This is a genomic window from Haladaptatus sp. QDMS2, from assembly GCF_029338295.1.
GTDB lineage: Archaea > Halobacteriota > Halobacteria > Halobacteriales > Halococcaceae > QDMS2.
In genome coordinates this window covers 178370-198685 of the sequence record NZ_CP119793.1, presented here as the reverse complement: position 1 = coordinate 198685, position 20316 = coordinate 178370, and the positions used below count along the sequence as shown (strand labels likewise).

Sequence of the window (20316 nt, the reverse complement as noted above, 5' to 3'; positions counted from 1 at the left end):
GCATGGTCGCTGAGCACTCCCAGGACCGGTTCAACAATCTCTGTAATGACTACACCATCGCAGGGTCCCTTCGAGACGAGGAGGCCATCCAGACGCTCATAGAGTGGTTCGAGGCGGCGGACGAAATGATTGCGAGCGGCCGAGCGGTGTTCAATCGGAGCGGTTCGGCTCTCGGCAGACGGGCACAGGAAGCGGTCTTAATCGGGCTGTTGAAGACCGAAGCTGCAAGCCGGGTCGCCGTGGGTGGATCGCTCGTCGACTCGGAGTACGCCTTCAATCGGGATCGCGTCCTCGAGGTCCTGACCCAGCAACGAATCGCGGTCAGAGCGCTCGAGAGCGAAGGTCCCCTGGAGTCCGACCTGACTCAGGTCGAGACGTTGACGACGGTCCCCCCCGGCACGACCGTGACCCGATTGGCGAGTCAGACCGTGGGCCCGCTGCCATCGCGCCTCCGTCGGTTGTTGCTTGAAGCTCGCGAATCGGTCCGTATCGCGAATCCGTACTTCGATCCACAACAACGGATTATCGGTGACATCATCGGCCTCCCACGGAAGGGGGCGGTGACGAAAATCTTGACGCGCGAGGTGACAGAGCCGAGCCACAGGGCGACATTCAACCGGATGCACAATGAACTTGATGCGGAAGCCCGGCGGCTGTTGGACGTCCGTGAACTGTTCGAGCTCGACGAATCAGGGAGACAGGCGGTGGCGACCCACGCGAAGGTGATGGTCGTCGATGATTCCATCGCTTACGTCGGAAGCGCGAACCTAACGACGACGAGCTTGGGGTCGAACTTCGAGGTGGGCGTCCTTATCGAAGGTCCACCGGTGGACGATATCGCGACGATTTTCGATGAGGTGTTCGCAAGCGCCCGATTGGTCGACCTCCCGGTGGGTGGGCGATGACCGTCTGGGTGTTCCCTGGCGACGAGTCATTCCTCGAAACGACCATCGCAGACGGGGTGCTCCGCTATCCCGAGCCGCTGGATATCGAATCGGGCGACCCACTCATCGTCTACCGTATTGATACGGCAGAAATCGTCGGCCCGTTCGTGGCTGCAATCTCTGCAGCGTTGACGGGCGCAATACCCGACGACTCCAAAGAATCGTTCGAAATACCATTCGATATCGACTACCCGTTGAAGGTTGCCCCAATCGAGAATGATTGGCGCAGGGAGGATCTCGCTGCAGGTGGTGCCCCGGAAGATGAGTTCGAAGCCGAGATTCTCCTGGATATGCTTGATGACTCCAAGACGGTCGCAGACGTCGCCTCGACTGACGATGGCGTGACAGAGGAAACGAAGAATTCCAATGAAGAGCCGTTGACGCTCCATGCAATTTCGAAATCCAGGGAGCAAATCATCGGTGATAAAATGGACTTCTCTGGATCCTCATTCGGAACCTTGCAACTCGAGGATGCACAACTTCGTGGAGCTGACCTTTCCTACTCGGAGCTTGCCGGAACGAACTTCCGCGGCGCGAATCTCCAGGGTGCGGATCTTCGTGGTGCAGAGCTGAAAGGTGCGGACTTCACCTACGCGAAAATCAAGGGGGCAGACTTTCGTGGCGCCAACCTCACGAACGCGACCCTGACCGAGGATCTCGCGGAATGCCGCTTCAGCGGGGCCATCCTCGACGATGCGAATCTCAGACGGGCGACGCTCGAGGGCGTCGATTTGAGCGGCGCACGACTAGAGGGTACGGACCTAACCGGAACGTTTCTTAGGAGAGCTCGCTTCGACCGTGCGAACCTCTCTGGCGCTTTGTTAGATGGGGCGACGCTGACCGGTGCTTCCTTCGAACATGCGACGTTGTCCAATGCACGGTTCATAGACGCGAACCTCCAGGAAGTCTCCTTCAGGAATGCCTCCATCCCTGATACGACCTTCGGAATGTGCAATCTCAAGGGTAGCGTCTTCGACGAAGCCAATCTCAGTGGTTCCGATTTAACGGAAGCAATCCTCGACGAGGCATCGTTCCAGGATGCAAACCTCGAGAGTATTGTTTTACAATCGCAGAACGCCAAGGGGCTCGACTTCACCGACGCTAATTTGAGTGGTGGTAATTTACGCGACGTCCGGTTGGACGCTGCGCGGTTCTCCGGGGCTCGGCTCGTCGAGACTCGGTTCGACCGTGCGGATATCAGCGACGCGGTAATCACGGACGCGAAGGCAAGTGGTGCTAGCTTCGTCAACGCGAACGTTGAACGGGTCGCGTTCGATCAGACCGAGCTCTTCCGCGCCGATTTCAAGGGCGCATCGATGTACGGGGCGATGCTCGAATCGGCACGCATCGGAGGGGGAACCGAGTTCAATGAGATTAACACCGAAGAGAACCTAGCTGAAATCAATTCGAACTTGTACGTCAATTATGACCCGCGCTCCGACGCCGAGGTCCACGAGACTGCTACTACGCAAACATCATCGATTCGGAAGGCGATGTCCGTCTACGGCACGCTCGAGCAAGTCATGAGGGACAACGCCTTCGGCGATTTCGCTACCCATTACTTCCGTAACAGGAAAGAGCTCGAACAACGCTTCCACCGCGAACAGGGAGCGACTGTCCCACTCTATATCAACCGGTTCTCCCAGATTACGACGGATTACGGAGAGTCGCTTTCACGATTAGTGAAGCGGACGGCAGTCCTCGTCATTGGAGTGATGCCCTTCGTTTATCCTGCAATGGGGTTGACACACACTAATCTGGGGCCGGTGGGGTACCTCGAGGTTGGATATATCGCGCCTTTGTTCGGCCTCCTTCTGAGTCTCTCAACGTTCACCGGGCTTGGATACGGACAACTCAGCGTGAGTCCTGCTGGTGAAGTGATAGCGACGCTCGAGACAGGGCTGGGTGTGCTCTTCTTCGCGCTGGTAGTCTTCGTCTTGACACGTCAAGTTGGCCGGTGACGGCATTACTGACGGACCGCCCAATACCGCCAGTCGTACGGCTACAGATTCAAATTTACGGAACAGCCGGAATTCGAAGAGGTGAGAAATCTTGCTGTTCAGTTGTCTCCGGGTGAGATTCATGAGCTAGTACAATACGTATGTGTCATTGGTGCGGTTCTTGAACCGCCTTGACCGCCTCGAAACAGATATTGGCGATTGCATGCCTATTCCCGTCGCCAGAACTCGGTTGCTCGGCACCTATCGTAGAGCTTCAATTGAATCTCGTTTCCCTTCTCCCACACCGTGTCGACGCCAACAAAATAGTACCCAACACCCACTTCGAGGTCAATATCTGGCGTCCAGACCGTGCAAACGACAGACCGAGGGTTTATCGAACTATCTCCAATCCCAACTCGCTGAAACGGCTTGTACGTAGAAATATCGGTCTCCCAATTCACGAAGCCGCTCGTGCGAATCAACCCGTGGGTGCCATCGAGATCACCGAGCTCGACGTACGGCAACCCACTCATTGACGGTCACCCTTCCGTGTGATTATGACATGTCTGATTCGGAACTGGCCGCGAATCTCGATTCCACACCATGGGCAGGTATCTCCTCTGAGCGGATCGATTAAATCCTCGCACGATTTGCACGGAGCCAAGCTGGAGATATCGATGTTCTCATCACTTAGGTAAGTTGTTCGGACCAGTCCTGCACGAAGGATTAGTACTGCGCCATAGGGAGAATAGAGGCGAACGTCTTGGGCATCTATGGTGGGTGCTTCGACTGGAATCGCTAATTTCCAGGCTTGTTCAATGGAGATTTCTGCGGGTGTGCGTTCACACCATCTATCGGTCGCGTGTGGTTCGTTTATTGGCGGTACGTATGACTCTAAGTGTGTATAATGTATTGACATTTGTCGAAGAAGTATCCTTGTGCTGACTGCTCTGAGAGGCACTGAATCGGGGTTCGCTACAGTATTGCCACTAATCGAATGTTGAGTCGATTTATTGTCGAAGTAGCAAGAAGGATGGAGTCCTCGCTATTGGCTTCGCTACGTCAAAGAGAGTAGCGTATTGAGGACAACCCCTAGGGATGAGTCAGTCACTTTATTCAGTTTCGCGCGGGATACGATAGCGCGATTAGTAAAAAGGCTTTAACCCCTAATCGACAATCGATTCCAATTAAGGGTTTAGTAGTAGCCAGAGGGTTCTGGGACATCTACTCTAGGCCAGGGGCTATTCAAGCCATTCGGCTTCGGTGGTTAATACTCGAAGCCGGAGCTTCGGGCCCCGATTCCGGTCAGCCGTTTCGCCTTCGGCGACCCCCCCGGCCGACCGACCTCACCAATTTATTGTTGCAGGAAAGGCTTAAAGGAAAATGCGTGAGGGTAATAGATAGGGGATATTGGAATACTGTTTAGAGAATATGTGTGCATGTTCGTGAGTATCTTGACTCACTTGTCCTCAACGTCGCCCTGACCTGGCGCGAGAAAAATATCCAGTACGTTTGAGTTCTCGTTTTATTAGTTGGGAAATACTATACTGGTCCTTTCCAGAGAGATTGTACTGCTTACAGAGTGCACGGTACTGAGGATTCTCAGCGAACTTAGGAGGGAAACGAGACAGGTCTACATTGCGGAAGTTGAGTTTTGTGGGGTCCTGCCCCTCGAAAAAGTGACGTTCCCGGTCACTATCAACGACAAATCTAATAATTCCAAGGGCGACTTTTTCGAGGCGTTTTTGTTGACCGAATCTATCCAGATTGAGTCGACCAATGATTGCGACCGCTTCACGTTGCTGGTGCGGAGTAACTTCCAGAATTGAGCAAAACGACTGAATAATCCGTTTTTTATCTCGTGCTGCTTCACGAATACTATGCCTTCCATCTGCGTGATGACGGCCTTCGTTTAGGCGAATTAGTCGAAGCGTCCGTCCCTTCGAACGACCACTTCCCACGCGGGTACTGCCAGTTGGATCATAGCCTACGGTAAACGCGTCTGGAGAATGGTCCAGCTCTTGTGATTTTGAAGGTCTGAAATCGAGTTGTTCATCAGTAGTGTCGAACTCATCCTTTTCAGTCGATTTTATTGGTGGTTGGTCAACCATGGCATTCAGAAAATATTCTTATTTACTCAATACATTCCCAAATTACTTAACAATTAGCCAATGTTTCCCAATCTCAGTATCAGGGTAAATACGATGTCCCCAATACATTCGAAACTGGTAGTGTGAGCCAATAACCTGGGGGCTACGAAATCCGGCGCCGGTACACATCCGACTGGAAATTTTGGTCAATAAAATAAAACGTATTGGGTGTGCAATAGATAATTCTCGAACGAACACTCACCGCAAAACATCCCTTTCCCACCCAGTCGACACCGATATTAATACCGTATCAATGGTGAGTGCTGATTAGTTACTCACCTGCCGTAGATTTCCGAAATCCCGAGGCGCCTCCGGACCTCGTCCAGCACTGCCCGCTCTCGCGCATCAATGAAGCTGTCGAAATCGTCGTTCCAGAGTGCATCCACGCCATCCGCAGGGATGAGGTGCTCGGCGAGCCGCTCTTCGACCGATTCGTCCGCTGTCGCCTCAATGTCCCGGAGGTAGTCGCTCGGTTTGCGGTTACTGATTGCCGTACGGTTTGTCTCATCAAGGATGAGCGCCCGATTGAGAATCGAGTGCTTACGCTCGCCCGTGAGCGACAGCCCCTCCGCGTTCTTCGGGAAGATGTGGTGGTCGTCTATCTGTGACGCGTTGTACGTTCCCAGCCGCCGGCCTGTGTGGAAGTCCTTGGGGTTGTTGAGGCCGAACAGTCCGAGAATGGCCTTATATCGGCCACCCTGCGTGACGCTCTGGAGGTCGAGGGCGTTCGAGACGAAGTCCTCGTCCACCGTTCGGATTCGTTCGGGCACCTCGCTGTCGTCGGCGAACCAGGTGCGCATCTCGCGGTAGTCCTGCGACATGATGGTGTCAGAGGAGCCACTGTAGTCCCGTGAGAGGGCCGCCGACCAGTACCAGCGGACGAGACGATCGTTGAACTCAGGCTCCTCGAGTGCCGTGGTGAGCCGCTCGTCGTACTCCCAGAGGAGCGCGGCCAGCACGGACAAGGTGGTGGTGTTTGGAATGAACCCATTCTTGATGGCACCGAAGTCGTGCGTGCCGGTGTTGATGATGCGCTGGCGGGCGGCCTCGCTGTACTCGATTGCGGTATCCCATAACTCGCGGAACTCGTCGACGGTCGCTACGGGCACTTCCATCCGGCTTTCTCCTGGAGTGTCCCGACGCTCGACTTCAGTGCCGGGGATGAGCTGATAAATGTACTTCGAGGAGCAATACTCACGCCGGCGCAGCGCAATGGTCTTCAGCACGTTCGTGCTCATCGAGTTGTCGACGGCCTTCAGCTGATCATAACCCGTAAGCTCGTCCCACTCCTTGCGGAGGGCGATGCCCTCCGGGTAAAGGAATGCGTTCATCAGGTCAAATGTCGACAGCGTCATGCCCTTCTTGTTGATTCGGGTAAAAATCTCACAAACCTCCTCCAGCTTTGCCGTGTCGAGGATTTCGACGGAGAAGCGGTAGTTCAGAATACGATCGAAAATACCGTTGAACTCCCGGTAGAGGTTCATCTGACTCATCTCGTAGACCGGGTGTCCCCGTTCGCTCCGCCGGTCGTGGTACGCTGTGAGACATTCCTCAAAGGTCTCCGAATTCCGAAACTCGGCGTCTCGGAGTAGGCAGAGTGGAAACAGACCCTGCTCGGGCAGTAGCTCTGGTAGCCGCTTCTTGAAATCTGCCGTATCACGGGGATTGAGGCGGTACTCGTACTCGACGGCCCCGTCGTACTCCTCTCGAAGGCACGCGTCCATATCGAGGAAGAAGTAGTAGTACGACTTTCGGCTGGGGAAGGTCATCGCTGGTGAGTGAAGAGCGTAGTAAATTGACGAGAGCCGCTGTTGGCCGTCGAGAATGGCGTAGTTCGGACTGTCAGCAAGCCGGTCCTCGGGGACGCCCTCGACGACGTCCCACATCTCGCCGCTCCCATTGTAGTATTCCAAATCCCAGAGGAGCAGTGTCCCAGTGTAGTACTCGTCGAGGACGGAGGCGAACAGGTCACAGACCATCCCGGGATCCCACTCGAAGCCACGCTGGAAATGCGGGATGACGTAGTTCCCGTCGTCGATTTCGTCCAGCATTCGCTCCGTCGGTCGCTTATCCTGAGTCATTTCGCACCCGCTCTCATCATATTATTCAGAGGTACCGGTGGGAACATAAAACTCAGTCTGGTGGGGTCAGCGGTTAATCGGGAAACGATTTTCCTTCAAAGCTAAAAATCAAGTGCTGAGGCGTTGTATTCCTAGGCTCCCAATGCGGCGTTTATAAAATTTTGGAATTGCAGAAGGAGTTGAACGAACAGGTGCACAAGCTGGTCAGCCTGAATTGTGAGGAGCGGCAGTTGGTGGACATTCTCGTCGGTGCTCGTTTCGTAGACATATTTCATCGCCCTGTTTTGATACTGGGTTTCTGGACATTTGCCAGTACGGCGTACCCTCATCCACCAAGAGTCGATAAACTCAATCTAGTACGGACATCGGGTCAGTTGAATTGTGGCTCAGACCAAATTAATTTGGTCGCTAATAGAGCACACCTCTTCAACTGGTTTAACTGGCTTAGTCCCGTGGATGGATGTCGGTGAGTTCGACGCCCCGCTTTGCACACGCCATTTCGACTCGCTCGTAGCGACGCCGAGCCTTCGCCGTGCTCCGACTGTCGGCCTCTCCTTGCTGGAATGGATTCTTATTCGAGACGACGATGAGGTGTCGTGATTCAGCACCCGGAAGGTCGCCGAGTTTGGTTAAATCCGCTGAGAAATGCGACCACTCGTCGATGTTGTCACATTCGAACCTTGCACCGGCGACGTCTACGTTCTTGATGTACTTGAGCTCGATCGCGTGTTTGATCGATGCAGCAGAGAAGTACTTGCTTCCGTTGACGAGGCGAACTGTAACCCTCGGACCCTCTACCTCTGGCAGATAGTCGAGGTCGTCATATTCCGACTCGTGACACGGCTCTAGAATTGCAATATCGAGGCTCCGATTCCCGTCGCCGGACATTCCGAAGTTCACCTCCGATTGGACACTACTGATGGACTGTGGCTTTGCGATTCGATCAAGATACTTTCGCTTGTACCCGGTCGCATCGGCCGTGTTGTAGCCACCGCGTACCTGAATCGTCGTTCCCACCTTGGCCCGTAGGAGTTCAAGGAGCCGGGCTTGAAGCGCGGTCTCGACTGTGAACCCCAGAGGAATCTCTTGAAACTCAGCGTCCAGTTGATTGATTGCCTCCTGAACCGTCATGGTTTACTCCACGGGCTATCTGTAAGCGCGGGTGTGGTCGGGTAGTAGATACGCGGGACTTCCGGCTCTGGATCTTCTGGGACGCTCTGTAACTCCTCACTCTGTGCGGCGAGTGCGAGAGCCATCGAATCGAGAATGTCGTCTCGCCTAACATCCTTCCGGAGAGTGTCGTCAAGTACCTGCTCGTACTCGTCTTTCATACCAGGGTACTTCTGTTCGAGGAGGTGCCGACGGAACGCGAGGCCTCGCTCCGAAGACTTCGAGTAGGCAATCGGCTGCCCGTTGAGCGCGAAGAAACAGAGCTCTGGATGACTCTCGTAAATTGGTCCGTCGTAGGTCTCGCCCACGACCGCTCCTACCTCGTTGATTTTTTCACGTATAGCGTGGGCTTGCTGGGAGAGACCGTGCTCCATAACCTCTTGATGCTTCGCGTTCGCCTCGTCGTAATTCGCAAGGGAGGCTGCAGATTCGCACGGCGGAAAGAACACGGAGTTCCCACGGCAGCCGAGGAGGTCACGCGCCTGGATGTCGCAGCGGCGCCTGCCTCCCGTGGGGAGCCCGACTGGAATATCCACCAACACTCGAGCCTCTTGGTAATCTGAATGAACAGCGGAGAAGTCCTCGTAAAGCTCCGTTTCGATGCTGCCCCCGGTAAGGACAGTCGCGAACCACCCATATGGGCAGGCATCGACACCGACCGCGCTCTCAGCTCTTGGCATAGTCCTCGGCGAGTACACCGATGGAAGACTCGCTGGTATTATGGAGAGCGTTGATCCTCGCGTAAAAGCGCGTGAGACGCCGCTCACGAGTTCGAATTCTGAAAATTGAGGGGACTCTTACCTCAGATCCCATCTCCTCGAACGCTTTTGTGAGTTTCTGTAGCGTTGCTCCTACCTCCGCTGTATCGGCTCCTTCTTTTTCGCTCGACATCCTTCCTCAAAGATGGATAGACATGGAATGAGTGTTCCGACGAAGGGATCGAAGTCTCACGTATTTGGGACTATTTGTTGAATTTCCGGAGTTTCATTTGTCCTCCGACTCGGAGCCATCTCGCGACTAACTCTCACCGACGAGCGTTTCCCTCAGTCATCTGGTCGCCAGCCAGTAACCGTGGAAAGTCTGTCAGACTTTCCTGGAGGCTGCGTTCACTGTCGTATTGTTCTTCGGTCATCTTGCGAATGGCGATTACTTGGCTGAGGAAGGGGGGCGTTTGACCGTCTCACAAGACAGTCAAGCCGATGATACCCAGCAAGAGACGCTTGGAACAAATGTGTCTTGAAAACTTAGGGCTGCGCTCGGCCTGAAACCCCATGGTTGGATTCCCGTGACTTTAGGTCCTGGAAGAGGTCAATTCGAGAGGATGAGACCACGAGGTTCCAGCATTTCCAGTAAAGGCTCCATTAGTTACTACCTAGACCCCAGCGTTTCCAGTATACTCGGTCAGAACACGAATCAGTAGCTAGCGGAGGGGATCGATTGAGGAGAACGACGGAACACCCTCTCTCCGATAGTTCCAGTAAAGCACCTCGAAAGAGATTTAATTTTGAGAGGAAGCATGAAACAATAGAATTTTTACATCAATATCGGTTGAGCGAGTCCGTACAAGATGAATAGTCGGGTTACATAGAATCGAGGAGAAAAAACCCACGGCTTGAGTCGTGAAAATCGGACATTTCCCGGAACAACCATTGCCTTGCGTTTGGTTGTGCAACCCAGTCTGAGGGAGGGATATGCCCTCATCGAGACCATATTTGATGTCCGCTATCTCGGTCGGGGGTCGTACTGACTCGGCCCTCAACCGACCCATCGGTGAGGTGGGAACGTCGTCGTGGAAACCAAGTCTGTGATTGGACTCCCTTGAGTTCAGTCGTGGGAGTATGTCAAAGACTGATTCTCCGGAGAGAAGGGCCATTCTGGACTTGAGAACGCCATCGTTCTACAAGGATAATATTTGATGTATCTGCCATGGGGAAATGGGAGATACGCACCGTAAATTAGCAAACAATACCACTAAATGTAGGAAGTAATATGTGTGAAAAACACTATATGGGTATTCTTATCCAGGCGAGCCAACAACTTCGGAAGATGTGGTTTATTGGGAGTATCATCAACGCACTCATGACAAATAATAGCTAATAAATTATCTTTTGATAATTCTTCAAAACTACTTCGTATCTCACGCACTCTCGAACCCAGTCAACTTCATCTTGTGTGATTACGGCAAGGTCACCTTCATGAGTACGCTTGAGCGCAGCAGCTGCGGTTCCTTGTTCGAGTGCCTCAAACTGACCGTCTCCGGTAATCCGAGCTGCGAGATGCTCACCGACGAACGCGTCCCCAGTTCCGATTGGGTCGAATGTCTCCCTCTCGAAGGCTCGCTTTCAGCGACTCGTAGCTCATGTGGCTTGCTATCACGACTCGTTGGGAAAAAGGTTCCTAACGGTACGGGAGACGTGACTTATCTAATCCTGCTGCGACACAGTTCGTGTTCCCGACGACTAATCTTCCACTGAGGGCGCACCGACGCATCGCATCCCACTTTTCGTCACCACGTTCGCAGAGCCAGTTGACGAGAAGGACGTATGCCAGCCTAATCGTCTCCTCGAATGAAGCGAAGTGGTTTCGAGGAGCGACAGCGAACAACGCGTCGTCCGTTTCCACGCGGGGTGCAGCAAGATTCCCACCCGAGATAACGTCAATCTGCAGTTTCGTCCGAGCAGCCATCTCAGCTGCAACACCTGTAATCTCTCCTTCGCCTTGAGCAGCATGTGCATCACCGAGGGACAGATTTGCACCAGTGACAGACACCGGGAGATACACCGTACAACCAGGTTTGATACACGGCAGATCCATATTTCCGCCATGCGGTCCCGCAGGACCGTTCGGTGCAGGTGGGCCGCGTGGTGCAGTTCCGATCGTCCCGAGCATCGGGTCGTATTCCATTTCTAACCCCCCACCCGACACCGTTCCATTTTCGATACTGAACGAGACGCCAGCATCCGGATGGGTACTCTCGAGGAATTCGTCCATCGCTTCACGGAGTGGAACGCCACCGAGAAACCACCACCAACTCGGAACGTATGTCGACGCACGCCCGTCGAGCGGTTCGATAGATTCGATGTGGACTGCGAGAGTATCCCCGGGTGTTGCTCCATCGACGTATATCGGACCCGAGAGCGGATTTGACCGTGGCTCAGTACTCCGATTACGTCTCCCTTCTCTCAAGACTTGTCCATGGTATGAGTCCTCAGACTCAACAACGACAGTCTCTCCGGGCTGAATTTCGATAAGCGGGTCATCGTCGTCAGTAAACGCGTAGCGAAACCCAACTGATGCTTGTTGCTCTCGAGTAATCCGATGCATAGTACGGTATTTCGATGAAGAGTCATAGAACTTCTGTCAGCGTAGGGTTTTATGATAGTCCCCCACACGGTGAAATACAAGATGGAAGTTACACAGCTAGAGGCGATTCCGATTGAGATGGGTGTAAAATCAAAAGACGAACCAGAGGGACTTGCACCCTACGTAACGAATCACGGCGCAGTTGAGACGATGGGACGGATGTTGATCCGTCTCGAGACGTCGGGCGGAATCACAGGTTGGGGAGAAATGCGGAACACGCTCTCACCTGAGGCGACGAAGACGATTCTGGAGAACGACATCGCACCCCATGTGAAAGGACGGAAGGTGTGGGAGATAGAAGACTTCACTGACAGCTTCTTCTTCGAGTACATGGACATCAACACGTTCATTGGGGGCGTCGAAATGGCGATGTGGGATGCCCTGGGGAAGTATCGTGAAGCGCCCGTCCACGAGCTCATTGGGGGGAAATGTGACGATGTGGTTGAGTTCGCGTACTGTGTTGGTATCCTCAGTCCCTCTGAATCTCGGGAGCACGCCCAACGAGCACTCGACAGAGGGTATTCTGTATTGAAAACGAAGGCTGGTCGTGACTGGAAACAGGACGTGGCGCGTATCGAAGCAATGCACGACGAGGCCGACGGCGACCTTGAGTTCCGCCTCGACCCCAATCAAGGGTGGACGTTTGAAAATGCCGTTCGAGTCGGTGCGATGCTCGAAGACAAGGGCATCTACCTCCAGTACATGGAGCAACCAATTCGAATTGACAGCTTCGGGACGTTCAAACGGCTCAGAAACCGTCTTCGAACTCCCATCTGTGCGAATGAGGATATGTACTTCCAGCGGAACCTCCTCGAACTTGGAAAAGAGGATGCAATCGACGTAGGCGTCGTCGACATCATCCCATCCGGCGGAATTCTCGGGATGAAACGACTCGCTGGCACCGCAGGTGACCTAGGTATCTCCCTGTCGCACCACAATGCGTTTGACCTCGGCGTGAAGACTGCTGCAGTTCTCCATGCGGTTTCATCGACCCCAGAAATCAACCTCCCACCGGACACGGTATACTACGCGTGGGAAGACGACATCATCGAAACTCCATTCACTATCGATGAGGGTGAAATTCAGGTCCCTGACGACCCCGGTCTGGGAGTGGTCGTCGACGAAGACAAGGTCGAACAGTACCGAATCAGTCTCTAATCACGGGTCGGAACCTCGTCTACGTCGTAGACTTCTTGTTCGAGTCGGTGGTTGAGACCCGACGTAAGTCCACCATCAACGACGAGTTCGGTCCCGGTGACAAACGATGAGAGGTCCGATCCAAGGTAGAGTGCTGCGTTGGCAACGTCTGCTGGTCGGCCGAATCGACCGAGGGCATATTCTTCTAACCATTCAACGTGTGCAGTTGTGTCGCCAGTCTCGGCCATTTCCTTGCGCCGACTCTCTGTTTCGATGGTTCCCGGACAAAGTGCATTTGACCGAATCCCGTGTCGACCGTACTGAGTGGCGATATTGCGAGACAAGGAAAGGATTCCACCTTTCGCCGCCGAATACGCGGTCAATCCGATTCCCGTGAGTGCGTTGACGCTCGACATGTGGACCATGCGCCCGCCACCATCTGCGACTATGACCGGAAGTGCTTCTTTCGAGCAGAAGAACGTTCCCTTGAGATTCACGTTCACATTCTTCTCGAAGGTCTCCTCGTCGATTCGATGAAGATTATCGTCGTCTATGCTTCCACCTGCGTTGTTGACGAGGATGTCAAGGCCCCCGTAGTCGTCGACGACGATATCTATGAGGTTTTTGACGTCCTCGTGGTTGCTAACGTCTGTTCGAACGAACGTCGCCTTACCGCCGTCGGCGTGGATTCGGTCGACAGTCTCAGCCCCCGTTTTGGAGTTTATATCTGAGACGACCACAGACGCACCTTCACCGGCAAACCGTTCTGCAATCGCACGGCCGATTCCCTGACCTGCACCAGTGACAATCGCGACGTCGTCGGCGAGTAGCTTTTCTCTCATGGAGAGAGAAGTTCCCAATTGACGTCGATTCCAAATCCGGGTGCGTCACGTGCTGAGAGACACCCGTCTTGATATTCGATGCGATTCGAGAGAACTGCTCCTTTGTAAAGTGCTGGACCGATAAGGTCACATGGATACGTCACTGCCGTCGACGCAGTCGCGAGTGCCGTCGCCGCTGCACTTCCCGGGCCAAGTTCGACGGTACTCCCGAGACGTGCGTCGACACCGGCCGATGCAGCGATGTCGAGGATTCGTTTTGCACGTGTGATGCCACCTGAACACACTTCCACAGTGAACACGTCGACAGCGTCTGCTTGGATCAGTTCGAGTCCAAACGCCGGGTCGAGTACGTGCTCGATGAGTGCCGTGTCGACGGCAGCACGAACCTCAGCAATATCGTCGGGGAACAGTGGAATGTCGTAGTAATATCCCGGTGCATCGGCTTGTTTGTCCGGGTGGCCGACGGGCGTCTCGACACCATCGATGCCTGCTTGTTCAAACTTGCGAATCGTCGAAATTGCCTCCGACTTACTCCACAGTCCTTGTGCGTCGAGGAGGACTGTCGCGTCGTCGCCTGCGATGTCTCGTACAGCCTCGATGCGTGCGAGGTCTACCGATGGTTCACGTTCCCCGACTTTGAGTTTGAACGCTGTGAATCCTTCTTCGACCTTCTCCTGAACTTCTGCACGCAGTTCGGTAAGTTCGTCTTCTCCACCTCTCGTGAACACAACCCAGGTAATGGGTACATCGTGGGACCGACCACCCAGCAATTGGTGAACTGGTGTATTGAGATGAGTTCCCACGAGGTCATAGAGAGCGGTATCGATGGCACCTAAGGCGAGTTGCTGGAACGAGTGGAACTCGAACTTTCCGAACGAGACGGCGTCGTACATTTCATCTGTGAGCAATTGAATTTGGCGTGGATCACGCCCGGAAAGAAACGACTCAATTTCGGCTTCTATCTCGGTGTCAGATGGGGCTGCTTCGGGGTCCTCAATGTCTGGTATCTCACCGACCCCTGACTCACCGGTATCCGTTGTAAGTTCAATAAGGGTGCAAGTGCTCGTTCCGAACCCGAACTTTCGTTCAACTTCGACAGTAGTGACGTCAACGCTAGCTACCTCCATGAGGTTTGATGTGCAATGTGTCAACATAAACCCTGCCCCTGCATTTTATGTGAGAAACTCCCGTTGATCGGGTGATGACGTTGGAGATACACTACAACGTCTACGGCTGTTTTCGACCACCAAACGAGGATATCGAGTTGGCGAAGGCTGCTGTAGATGCGGGATTTGAGGGTATCTGGATCGGTGACCACTTTCAACCGTGGCTCGATTCTCGGCCATACACCCACCACATCCTTCCGTGGTTCGGGACTTTGATGAGCGAGATTCCGGATGTTCCGGTGGGAACCTCTGTGACGTGTCCTACGATGCGGTACCGCCCACCCGTGCTTGCACAAGCACTCGCGACCTTGGACAATATGTTCCCCGACCGTCTGGAACTCGGCGTCGGGACCGGTGAAGCGCTGAACGAAGCTGCATTCGTCGATGGTGAGTGGCCGGAGTGGGGGACACGTGTTGGAATGCTCATCGAGACGATTCAGTTGATGCGGCGTCTCTGGACCGAAGACGATTACATTACCCACGAGGGCAAGTACTACGAGTACGAGGATATCAAAATCCACACGCCCCCCCGTTCAGACATCGACATCCACTGGGCCGCTTGGGGCCCACAGTCGTCCCGTGCAGCGGGGAAGTATGCTGACCACCTTATTACGGCGGCATCTGCCTCACTCATCGAGGACCAAATACTCCCGAACCTATCGGCCGGGCTGGCCGAAACTGGGCGTTCCTTAAAAGATGTCGACGTGACCACCGAGGTTTCGGTGAACTACGGCGACCCCGTCAAACTCGTTCGGGAGATTCGAGAGCGTGGTGAGTACATCCCCGACCACGCTGAGTTATCCAACCCCGACCCACGGAGCGTCCAAGCGGTGGCAAATAGAGAACTGAGTGATATGAGTGACCGAGAGATTAGGGAACTGAATACGATTACCGACGACACCGTAGAAATTATCGAGAAGTTAGAGGAGTTTTCAAATGCGGGCGTCACTCGCGTCCTCGTTGGATCGAACTGTGGAGATCCATACGAGACGATCGACGTGTTTGAATCCGACGTAATTCCTCATTTTGAGTGACATCTTCGAGTGCTATGTGATGCCCTCCCAAACCTATATATCTGATAAGGAGTATGGTTTTGTCGATGGAGCAAGCTAGCAACATTGACGAGAGTAGCGGAGATGTCACTCGACGCACCCTGATGCGTGCGCTCGGGGGCGCAGGGGGTATGATCGCTGTTGCAGGGTGTACTGGAGGTGGTGGCGGAGACGGTGACTCCGGTGGCGGTGACGATTCGGGAGGCGGCTCAAGTGGAAAAACCGTCCAGTTCCTCACGATGGGTGTCGGGGACAATATCAAGGGATTCTTCGAAGAGAACAACGCGAAATTCGAAGAAGAGAACGGATACAAACTTGATTTCACCAGCGTCACGTGGGATAACGCCCAATCGACGCTAGTCACTCGAGTGAAGGGTGGCAAAGCCCCAGACGTGAGTCGGCTTCCATCCCGGTGGATTCCACAGTTCCAGAACCTCGAGGCCATCGACCCACTCGACGACCTCATGCAAGGGGAGTTCCTAGACAAGTTCTACCCGAAAGTCGCAAACACGACCAAAATAGACGGCAGTTACTACGGCGTCCCATGGGCCTATTCGAACAAGGCGTTCTACTACAACAAAGACGTTTTCGAGGAAGCAGGCCTCGACCCGGAGAACCCGAAACTTGACACGTGGGACGACGTTCTCGCTGCAGCACAGAAAGTCACAGAGAACACCGATACGCCTGCATACGGCCTTCCCGCTGCAGACCGACTCACGACCGTTTCACAGTGGCTGCCATATCACTGGAGCCACGGTGCGGACATCATCAACGATGACGGCAAACCGGCCGTCAACTCCGACGCGGGCGTGAAAGGGCTTGAGTTCTACAGTAGCCTTGTCACGGAGCACAAGGTAACCCAATCGTCTCCACTCTCGTCGACCCGACACGACGTGCGGAAACTGTTCGAGCAGGGTGACGTTGCGATGCACATCGGTCACGTCTACGTGGGTATCAACATCGAAGAGAACAAGACAGGGACCAACTACGGCATCGTCCAAATGCCAGAAGGACCCGATGGACGATACAGTCTTGCGACGACGGATAGTATGGTTATGTACTCGTCGGCCGAAAACAAAGACGCAGTCAAGGACCTCCTCAATTTCTACTTCGACACGGACCGCCGGTTCGAGTACTCGAAGAAGAAAGGCTTCATGCCTGTGCTGGAAGAGGTCGGTAACCGAGACTACTTCGCTGAGGACCCATTGTGGTCACCCTTCATCGAAGCGTCACAGTACGCCCGGTCACGGCCAAAGCTGGCGAACTTGAGCGAGGTAACGAACCGTCTCGTGAAGGCAGTCCAAGAAGCTGTCTCTGGACGGAAGTCGGCAGAGAAGGCCCTCAACGAGGCACAAGCCGACCTTGAGGAAATGATCGAGGCCTAACTGGTCTCTGCCATTGATTATGTCTTCATTTGAGTATGCACAGGACGACAGTGAATCGCAAGGAACCGTCGAGCGGGCCGTGTCGTACCTGCAGGACCACTGGACTGAGTACGCACTCATTACGCCATCGATTGTGTTCCTCGCAGCTGTTGTTCTCTATCCCATCCTCGAGACGCTCAGACTTGCGTTCTACGAATCACCCCGAACGTCGACTGTCGAGGTGTTCGTCGGCCTCCAAAACTTCAATGAGATATTTTCCGATCCGTTCTTCTACCAGTTGCTCTGGCAGACGTTCCGGTGGGTTGCGCTCGCGGTGACGATAAAAACACTGCTAGGGTTACTTATCGCCGTTCACCTCAACCAGGACATCAAAGGTCGGAAGTTCTTCCGGACGGCGTTCCTCATCCCGTGGGGGATACCGTACGCAATCTCTGCTGTGATTTTCCGGTGGATCGAGCAACCTCAGTACGGGTACCTGAACGCAATCCTACTGAAACTCGGTCTCATCGATCAGCAAATTGGCCTCCTGGGTGACCCCAGTATCGCGTGGCTTGGTGCGATAGCCGCAGACATCTGGATTGGAACGCCGTTTATGGCGATTATCTTCCTTGCAGGGCTTCAGTCTATCCCGGAAGAACTCTACGAGGCAGCGGCAGTTGACGGTGCGTATCGGTGGGTGCAGTTCCGATACATCACTATCCCGCAGCTCAAGCCGGTGATTCTCATCGCCACTCTCCTATCGACTATCTGGACCTTCGTCGGGTTCGACGTTATCTGGACGATGACCCGAGGTGGCCCTCTCGACTCGACGGCAACCCTCGTTATCTGGATCTACAAGACTGGGTTCGAGAACGGGAACCTTGGAATGGCCGCCGCCTACAGCTCTATTGGCTTCGCCATCCTCCTCGTGTTCGCCATCCTGTATCTCCGTATCTACATGCAGGGAGGTGAGGAGATATGAGCATCAAGCTCTCTGAATCGCGTTCGTCACTCCAACAGGTACGAATTTACGGGGTCCTCATTATCATTCTCGGGATAATGATGTTCCCGTTCTATACGATGATTTCGACGACCCTCAAGCCAGCCGGTGAGATATTCAATTCACCTGCACAGGTCATCCCGCAGAACCTGAACCCCTCTGCGTACTTCCAGGTATGGGGGGAAACAGAAGTCATTACGTGGGTTATGAATTCGTTCATTATCTCCATCAGTACCGTTTTATTGACGCTCTCGCTAGCGATTCCTGCTGCCTACGTCTGTGCACGGAAAGACTTCGTCGGGAAGCGAACGTTCCTGCTGGCAGTCCTTGTGGTCCAGATGTTCGCACCGGTCATCCTCATCGTCGGCCTGTTCGACATCATTGTCACCTTGGACCTGATGGACTCGTATCTGTCGGTCATCATACCGAGTGCCGCGTTTACCTTGCCGTTCAACATCTGGATGTTGTATGGATATTTCAAGACGATTCCGGTCGAACTTGAAGAAGCGGCACGCATCGATGGTGCGAGTCAATTCTTGATTCTCCGAAAGATAGTGCTCCCACTGACGAAGCCTGCTCTCGTCGCGAGCATCACGTACACGTTCCTCTACGCCTGGAACCGTCTGCTGTTCGTGCTGACGTTCCTTACGTCGAGTGGGAAGTACAACGTGCCGCGAGGTATCTTCTCGATGGTCGGCGTCTTGAGTGTCGACTGGCGCATGATGCTCACAGTCGCGGTCATTGGGGTCATTCCGCTCCTCCTCCTCTTCGCGTTCCTCGAAGAGTACATCGTCGCCGGAATGACGAGCGGTGCCGTCAAGGACTAAGTTTCTCCACTCCGTTTCGTCCGCAGTTTTTTTGCACAGTACTGTAAAACTGGTATTGTAATGCAAGAGATACAGACAGACAATGCACCAGCCAGTATCGGTCCGTACTCACAGGGAATCATCGATGGCGATCGTATCTACGTCTCCGGACAGGGGCCAGTAGATCCGTCGACTGGCGATATCGTTGGCGCGACGATTTTGGAACAGACTGAGCGGACACTGGAGAACGTCGCTGCAGTCCTCGAAGCGGCAGGGGCATCGCTCGACGACGTTGTGAAGGCGACTGTGTTCGTTCAAGATATGGCTAACTACGACGCTGTAAACGAAGTGTATGGAGAGTACATGAGCGCACCGTACCCAGCACGAAGTGCTGTAGAGGTTGCAGACCTCCCAATCGATATCGGTGTAGAAATCGAAGTCATTGCTCGGACGCCGTAGGAGTCTATCGGTTCAGTTCGTGGATTTGAGTGAGGATGGATTCCATCTCGTCCCCTAACAACTCGAAAATCGCTTCTCCTTTCTCTGTGCTTGCGAGCTCCGGTGCGCCAATTGCACCTGTGTGTGAGTACTCGTCAAATCCACGGTACACCGAGAGCGGGCCGCCCTGAACAAGATCTTTCCCGCCGTGTTCGTACGGTTCGTGAAAGTACTTGGCATCCCCTTCGGAGACGAGATCCGGCCGAAGATGCATCATGAGAGACGTCTCGAATTCTCCACCATGAGACATCCCACCGAGTTCGCTGTCACGAATTTCGTCGATGAAAGATGCCGCGAGTTGGAAGTAGGTAAGTCCGAGAACCTGCGAATTTGGATGCTCCGTCCCAACTGTACTGACCGCGGATCCGATGAGTGAGATGTTCCCCCCGTGCCCGTTCAGGAAGAGAATAGCGTCGAACCCGTTTTCGAGCGCTGATGACGCACTCTCTTCTAATACTGAGAGGAGCGTTCGGTGTTCGAGCGTGAAGGTTCCTCCGAAGGACATGTGGTGTGGAGAGTATCCGGTCCAAATCGTTGGAGTGACCATGATGGGAACGTCTTTTTCGACGCGAGTCGCTCCAAGATGGGCGACTGCGTCGACGAGGATGGTATCCGTAGAAACTGGGAGGTGGTGTCCATGTTGTTCGATACTCCCCACGGGAATGATAAGCACTGATCCATCCTGTTGGCCGATGTTTTTGATTTCCTGATACGACTTTCCAGCCCAATCCACACTCGAGGACCCTATATGTTCGTACATTGTTATTTTAAGTCTATAGATAGTTCGATAATCGTTACCCGCG

At 54.0% G+C, this 20316-nt stretch carries 16 protein-coding genes and 1 pseudogene; 8 read left to right on the top strand and 9 right to left on the bottom strand.

Annotation, left to right across the window (positions count from 1 at the left end):
• The first annotated feature begins 2 nt into the window (after positions 1-2).
• Together P1M51_RS19575 and P1M51_RS19570 are read left to right on the top strand one after the other, a co-directional pair.
• Positions 3-905 carry a phosphatidylserine/phosphatidylglycerophosphate/cardiolipin synthase family protein gene (locus tag P1M51_RS19575; protein ID WP_276275241.1) on the top strand — a complete coding sequence of 301 codons (903 nt, stop codon included), beginning with the start codon at positions 3-5 and terminating at the stop codon, positions 903-905.
• The gene (locus tag P1M51_RS19570) at positions 902-2905 is read left to right on the top strand and encodes a pentapeptide repeat-containing protein (RefSeq protein WP_276275240.1); all 2004 of its coding nucleotides are present in this window, start codon (positions 902-904) and stop codon (positions 2903-2905) included. Before P1M51_RS19575 ends, P1M51_RS19570 begins: the two co-directional genes overlap by 4 nt.
• Positions 2906-4353: 1448 nt before the next feature.
• Here P1M51_RS19570 and P1M51_RS19565 read toward each other — a convergent pair.
• From P1M51_RS19565 to P1M51_RS20205, 6 genes and pseudogenes are all read right to left on the bottom strand, one after another.
• Positions 4354-4995: a DNA-directed RNA polymerase subunit epsilon gene (locus P1M51_RS19565; protein WP_276275239.1), complete on the bottom strand. Its 642-nt coding sequence runs from the start codon at positions 4993-4995 to the stop codon at positions 4354-4356.
• Between the two features lie 314 nt (positions 4996-5309).
• Positions 5310-7115 carry a DUF262 domain-containing protein gene (locus tag P1M51_RS19560; protein WP_276275238.1) on the bottom strand — a complete coding sequence of 602 codons (1806 nt, stop codon included), beginning with the start codon at positions 7113-7115 and terminating at the stop codon, positions 5310-5312.
• 444 nt (positions 7116-7559) lie between these two features.
• A complete protein-coding gene (locus P1M51_RS19555; protein WP_276275237.1) occupies positions 7560-8246 on the bottom strand; it encodes a hypothetical protein in 687 nt (228 codons plus the stop codon).
• On the bottom strand, positions 8243-8965 hold the full coding sequence (locus P1M51_RS19550; RefSeq protein ID WP_276275236.1) for a DUF429 domain-containing protein: 723 nt from the start codon (positions 8963-8965) through the stop codon (positions 8243-8245). The genes P1M51_RS19555 and P1M51_RS19550 overlap by 4 nt, the downstream gene beginning before the upstream one ends.
• A 1413-nt stretch (positions 8966-10378) precedes the next feature.
• Positions 10379-10627: pseudogene (locus P1M51_RS19545) on the bottom strand (PfkB family carbohydrate kinase); the annotation flags it as partial.
• Between the two features lie 55 nt (positions 10628-10682).
• A complete protein-coding gene (locus tag P1M51_RS20205) occupies positions 10683-11609 on the bottom strand; it encodes an acetamidase/formamidase family protein (RefSeq protein WP_369685327.1) in 927 nt (308 codons plus the stop codon).
• Positions 11610-11690: 81 nt separating this feature from the next.
• Here P1M51_RS20205 and P1M51_RS19540 point away from each other — a divergent pair, with 81 nt between their 5' ends.
• On the top strand, positions 11691-12806 hold the full coding sequence (locus tag P1M51_RS19540) for a mandelate racemase/muconate lactonizing enzyme family protein (protein ID WP_276275393.1): 1116 nt from the start codon (positions 11691-11693) through the stop codon (positions 12804-12806).
• Here P1M51_RS19540 and P1M51_RS19535 read toward each other — a convergent pair.
• Together P1M51_RS19535 and P1M51_RS19530 are read right to left on the bottom strand one after the other, a co-directional pair.
• Positions 12803-13627: an SDR family NAD(P)-dependent oxidoreductase gene (locus P1M51_RS19535; RefSeq protein ID WP_276275235.1), complete on the bottom strand. Its 825-nt coding sequence runs from the start codon at positions 13625-13627 to the stop codon at positions 12803-12805. The genes P1M51_RS19540 and P1M51_RS19535 overlap by 4 nt on opposite strands.
• On the bottom strand, positions 13624-14754 hold the full coding sequence (locus P1M51_RS19530) for a mandelate racemase/muconate lactonizing enzyme family protein (protein ID WP_276275234.1): 1131 nt from the start codon (positions 14752-14754) through the stop codon (positions 13624-13626). Before P1M51_RS19530 ends, P1M51_RS19535 begins: the two co-directional genes overlap by 4 nt.
• A gap of 74 nt (positions 14755-14828) precedes the next feature.
• Between P1M51_RS19530 and P1M51_RS19525 the strand changes: the two genes are divergently transcribed.
• The 5 genes from P1M51_RS19525 to P1M51_RS19505 all read left to right on the top strand — a co-directional run bounded on the left by P1M51_RS19525 (position 14829) and on the right by P1M51_RS19505 (position 19474).
• Positions 14829-15827 carry an LLM class flavin-dependent oxidoreductase gene (locus P1M51_RS19525; RefSeq protein ID WP_276275233.1) on the top strand — a complete coding sequence of 333 codons (999 nt, stop codon included), beginning with the start codon at positions 14829-14831 and terminating at the stop codon, positions 15825-15827.
• Positions 15828-15892: 65 nt separating this feature from the next.
• Positions 15893-17230, top strand: coding sequence for a sugar ABC transporter substrate-binding protein (locus P1M51_RS19520; RefSeq protein ID WP_276275232.1), 1338 nt, complete (start codon positions 15893-15895; stop codon positions 17228-17230).
• Between the two features lie 19 nt (positions 17231-17249).
• Positions 17250-18191: a carbohydrate ABC transporter permease gene (locus P1M51_RS19515; protein WP_276275231.1), complete on the top strand. Its 942-nt coding sequence runs from the start codon at positions 17250-17252 to the stop codon at positions 18189-18191.
• Complete coding sequence (locus P1M51_RS19510) at positions 18188-19036, top strand: carbohydrate ABC transporter permease (protein ID WP_276275230.1); 849 nt, start codon at positions 18188-18190, stop codon at positions 19034-19036. Before P1M51_RS19515 ends, P1M51_RS19510 begins: the two co-directional genes overlap by 4 nt.
• Positions 19037-19096: 60 nt before the next feature.
• Positions 19097-19474, top strand: coding sequence for a RidA family protein (locus tag P1M51_RS19505; protein ID WP_276275229.1), 378 nt, complete (start codon positions 19097-19099; stop codon positions 19472-19474).
• Positions 19475-19478: 4 nt separating this feature from the next.
• Here the strand turns inward: P1M51_RS19505 and P1M51_RS19500 are convergent, their stop codons facing one another.
• The gene (locus P1M51_RS19500) at positions 19479-20273 is read right to left on the bottom strand and encodes a creatininase family protein (RefSeq protein ID WP_276275228.1); all 795 of its coding nucleotides are present in this window, start codon (positions 20271-20273) and stop codon (positions 19479-19481) included.
• Between the last annotated feature and the right edge of the window lie 43 nt (positions 20274-20316).

Coding starts and splice junctions, on each gene's coding strand:
- P1M51_RS19535 (WP_276275235.1), bottom strand. CDS start 13,627: ATGAGAGAAAAGCTACTCGCCGACGACGTCGCGATTGTCACTGGTGCA.
- P1M51_RS19515 (WP_276275231.1), top strand. CDS start 17,250: ATGTCTTCATTTGAGTATGCACAGGACGACAGTGAATCGCAAGGAACC.
- P1M51_RS19575 (WP_276275241.1), top strand. CDS start 3: ATGGTCGCTGAGCACTCCCAGGACCGGTTCAACAATCTCTGTAATGAC.
- P1M51_RS19520 (WP_276275232.1), top strand. CDS start 15,893: ATGGAGCAAGCTAGCAACATTGACGAGAGTAGCGGAGATGTCACTCGA.
- P1M51_RS19540 (WP_276275393.1), top strand. CDS start 11,691: ATGGAAGTTACACAGCTAGAGGCGATTCCGATTGAGATGGGTGTAAAA.
- P1M51_RS19555 (WP_276275237.1), bottom strand. CDS start 8,246: ATGACGGTTCAGGAGGCAATCAATCAACTGGACGCTGAGTTTCAAGAG.
- P1M51_RS19530 (WP_276275234.1), bottom strand. CDS start 14,754: ATGGAGGTAGCTAGCGTTGACGTCACTACTGTCGAAGTTGAACGAAAG.
- P1M51_RS19565 (WP_276275239.1), bottom strand. CDS start 4,995: ATGGTTGACCAACCACCAATAAAATCGACTGAAAAGGATGAGTTCGAC.
- P1M51_RS19505 (WP_276275229.1), top strand. CDS start 19,097: ATGCAAGAGATACAGACAGACAATGCACCAGCCAGTATCGGTCCGTAC.
- P1M51_RS19500 (WP_276275228.1), bottom strand. CDS start 20,273: ATGTACGAACATATAGGGTCCTCGAGTGTGGATTGGGCTGGAAAGTCG.
- P1M51_RS20205 (WP_369685327.1), bottom strand. CDS start 11,609: ATGCATCGGATTACTCGAGAGCAACAAGCATCAGTTGGGTTTCGCTAC.
- P1M51_RS19525 (WP_276275233.1), top strand. CDS start 14,829: ATGACGTTGGAGATACACTACAACGTCTACGGCTGTTTTCGACCACCA.
- P1M51_RS19560 (WP_276275238.1), bottom strand. CDS start 7,115: ATGACTCAGGATAAGCGACCGACGGAGCGAATGCTGGACGAAATCGAC.
- P1M51_RS19570 (WP_276275240.1), top strand. CDS start 902: ATGACCGTCTGGGTGTTCCCTGGCGACGAGTCATTCCTCGAAACGACC.
- P1M51_RS19550 (WP_276275236.1), bottom strand. CDS start 8,965: ATGCCAAGAGCTGAGAGCGCGGTCGGTGTCGATGCCTGCCCATATGGG.
- P1M51_RS19510 (WP_276275230.1), top strand. CDS start 18,188: ATGAGCATCAAGCTCTCTGAATCGCGTTCGTCACTCCAACAGGTACGA.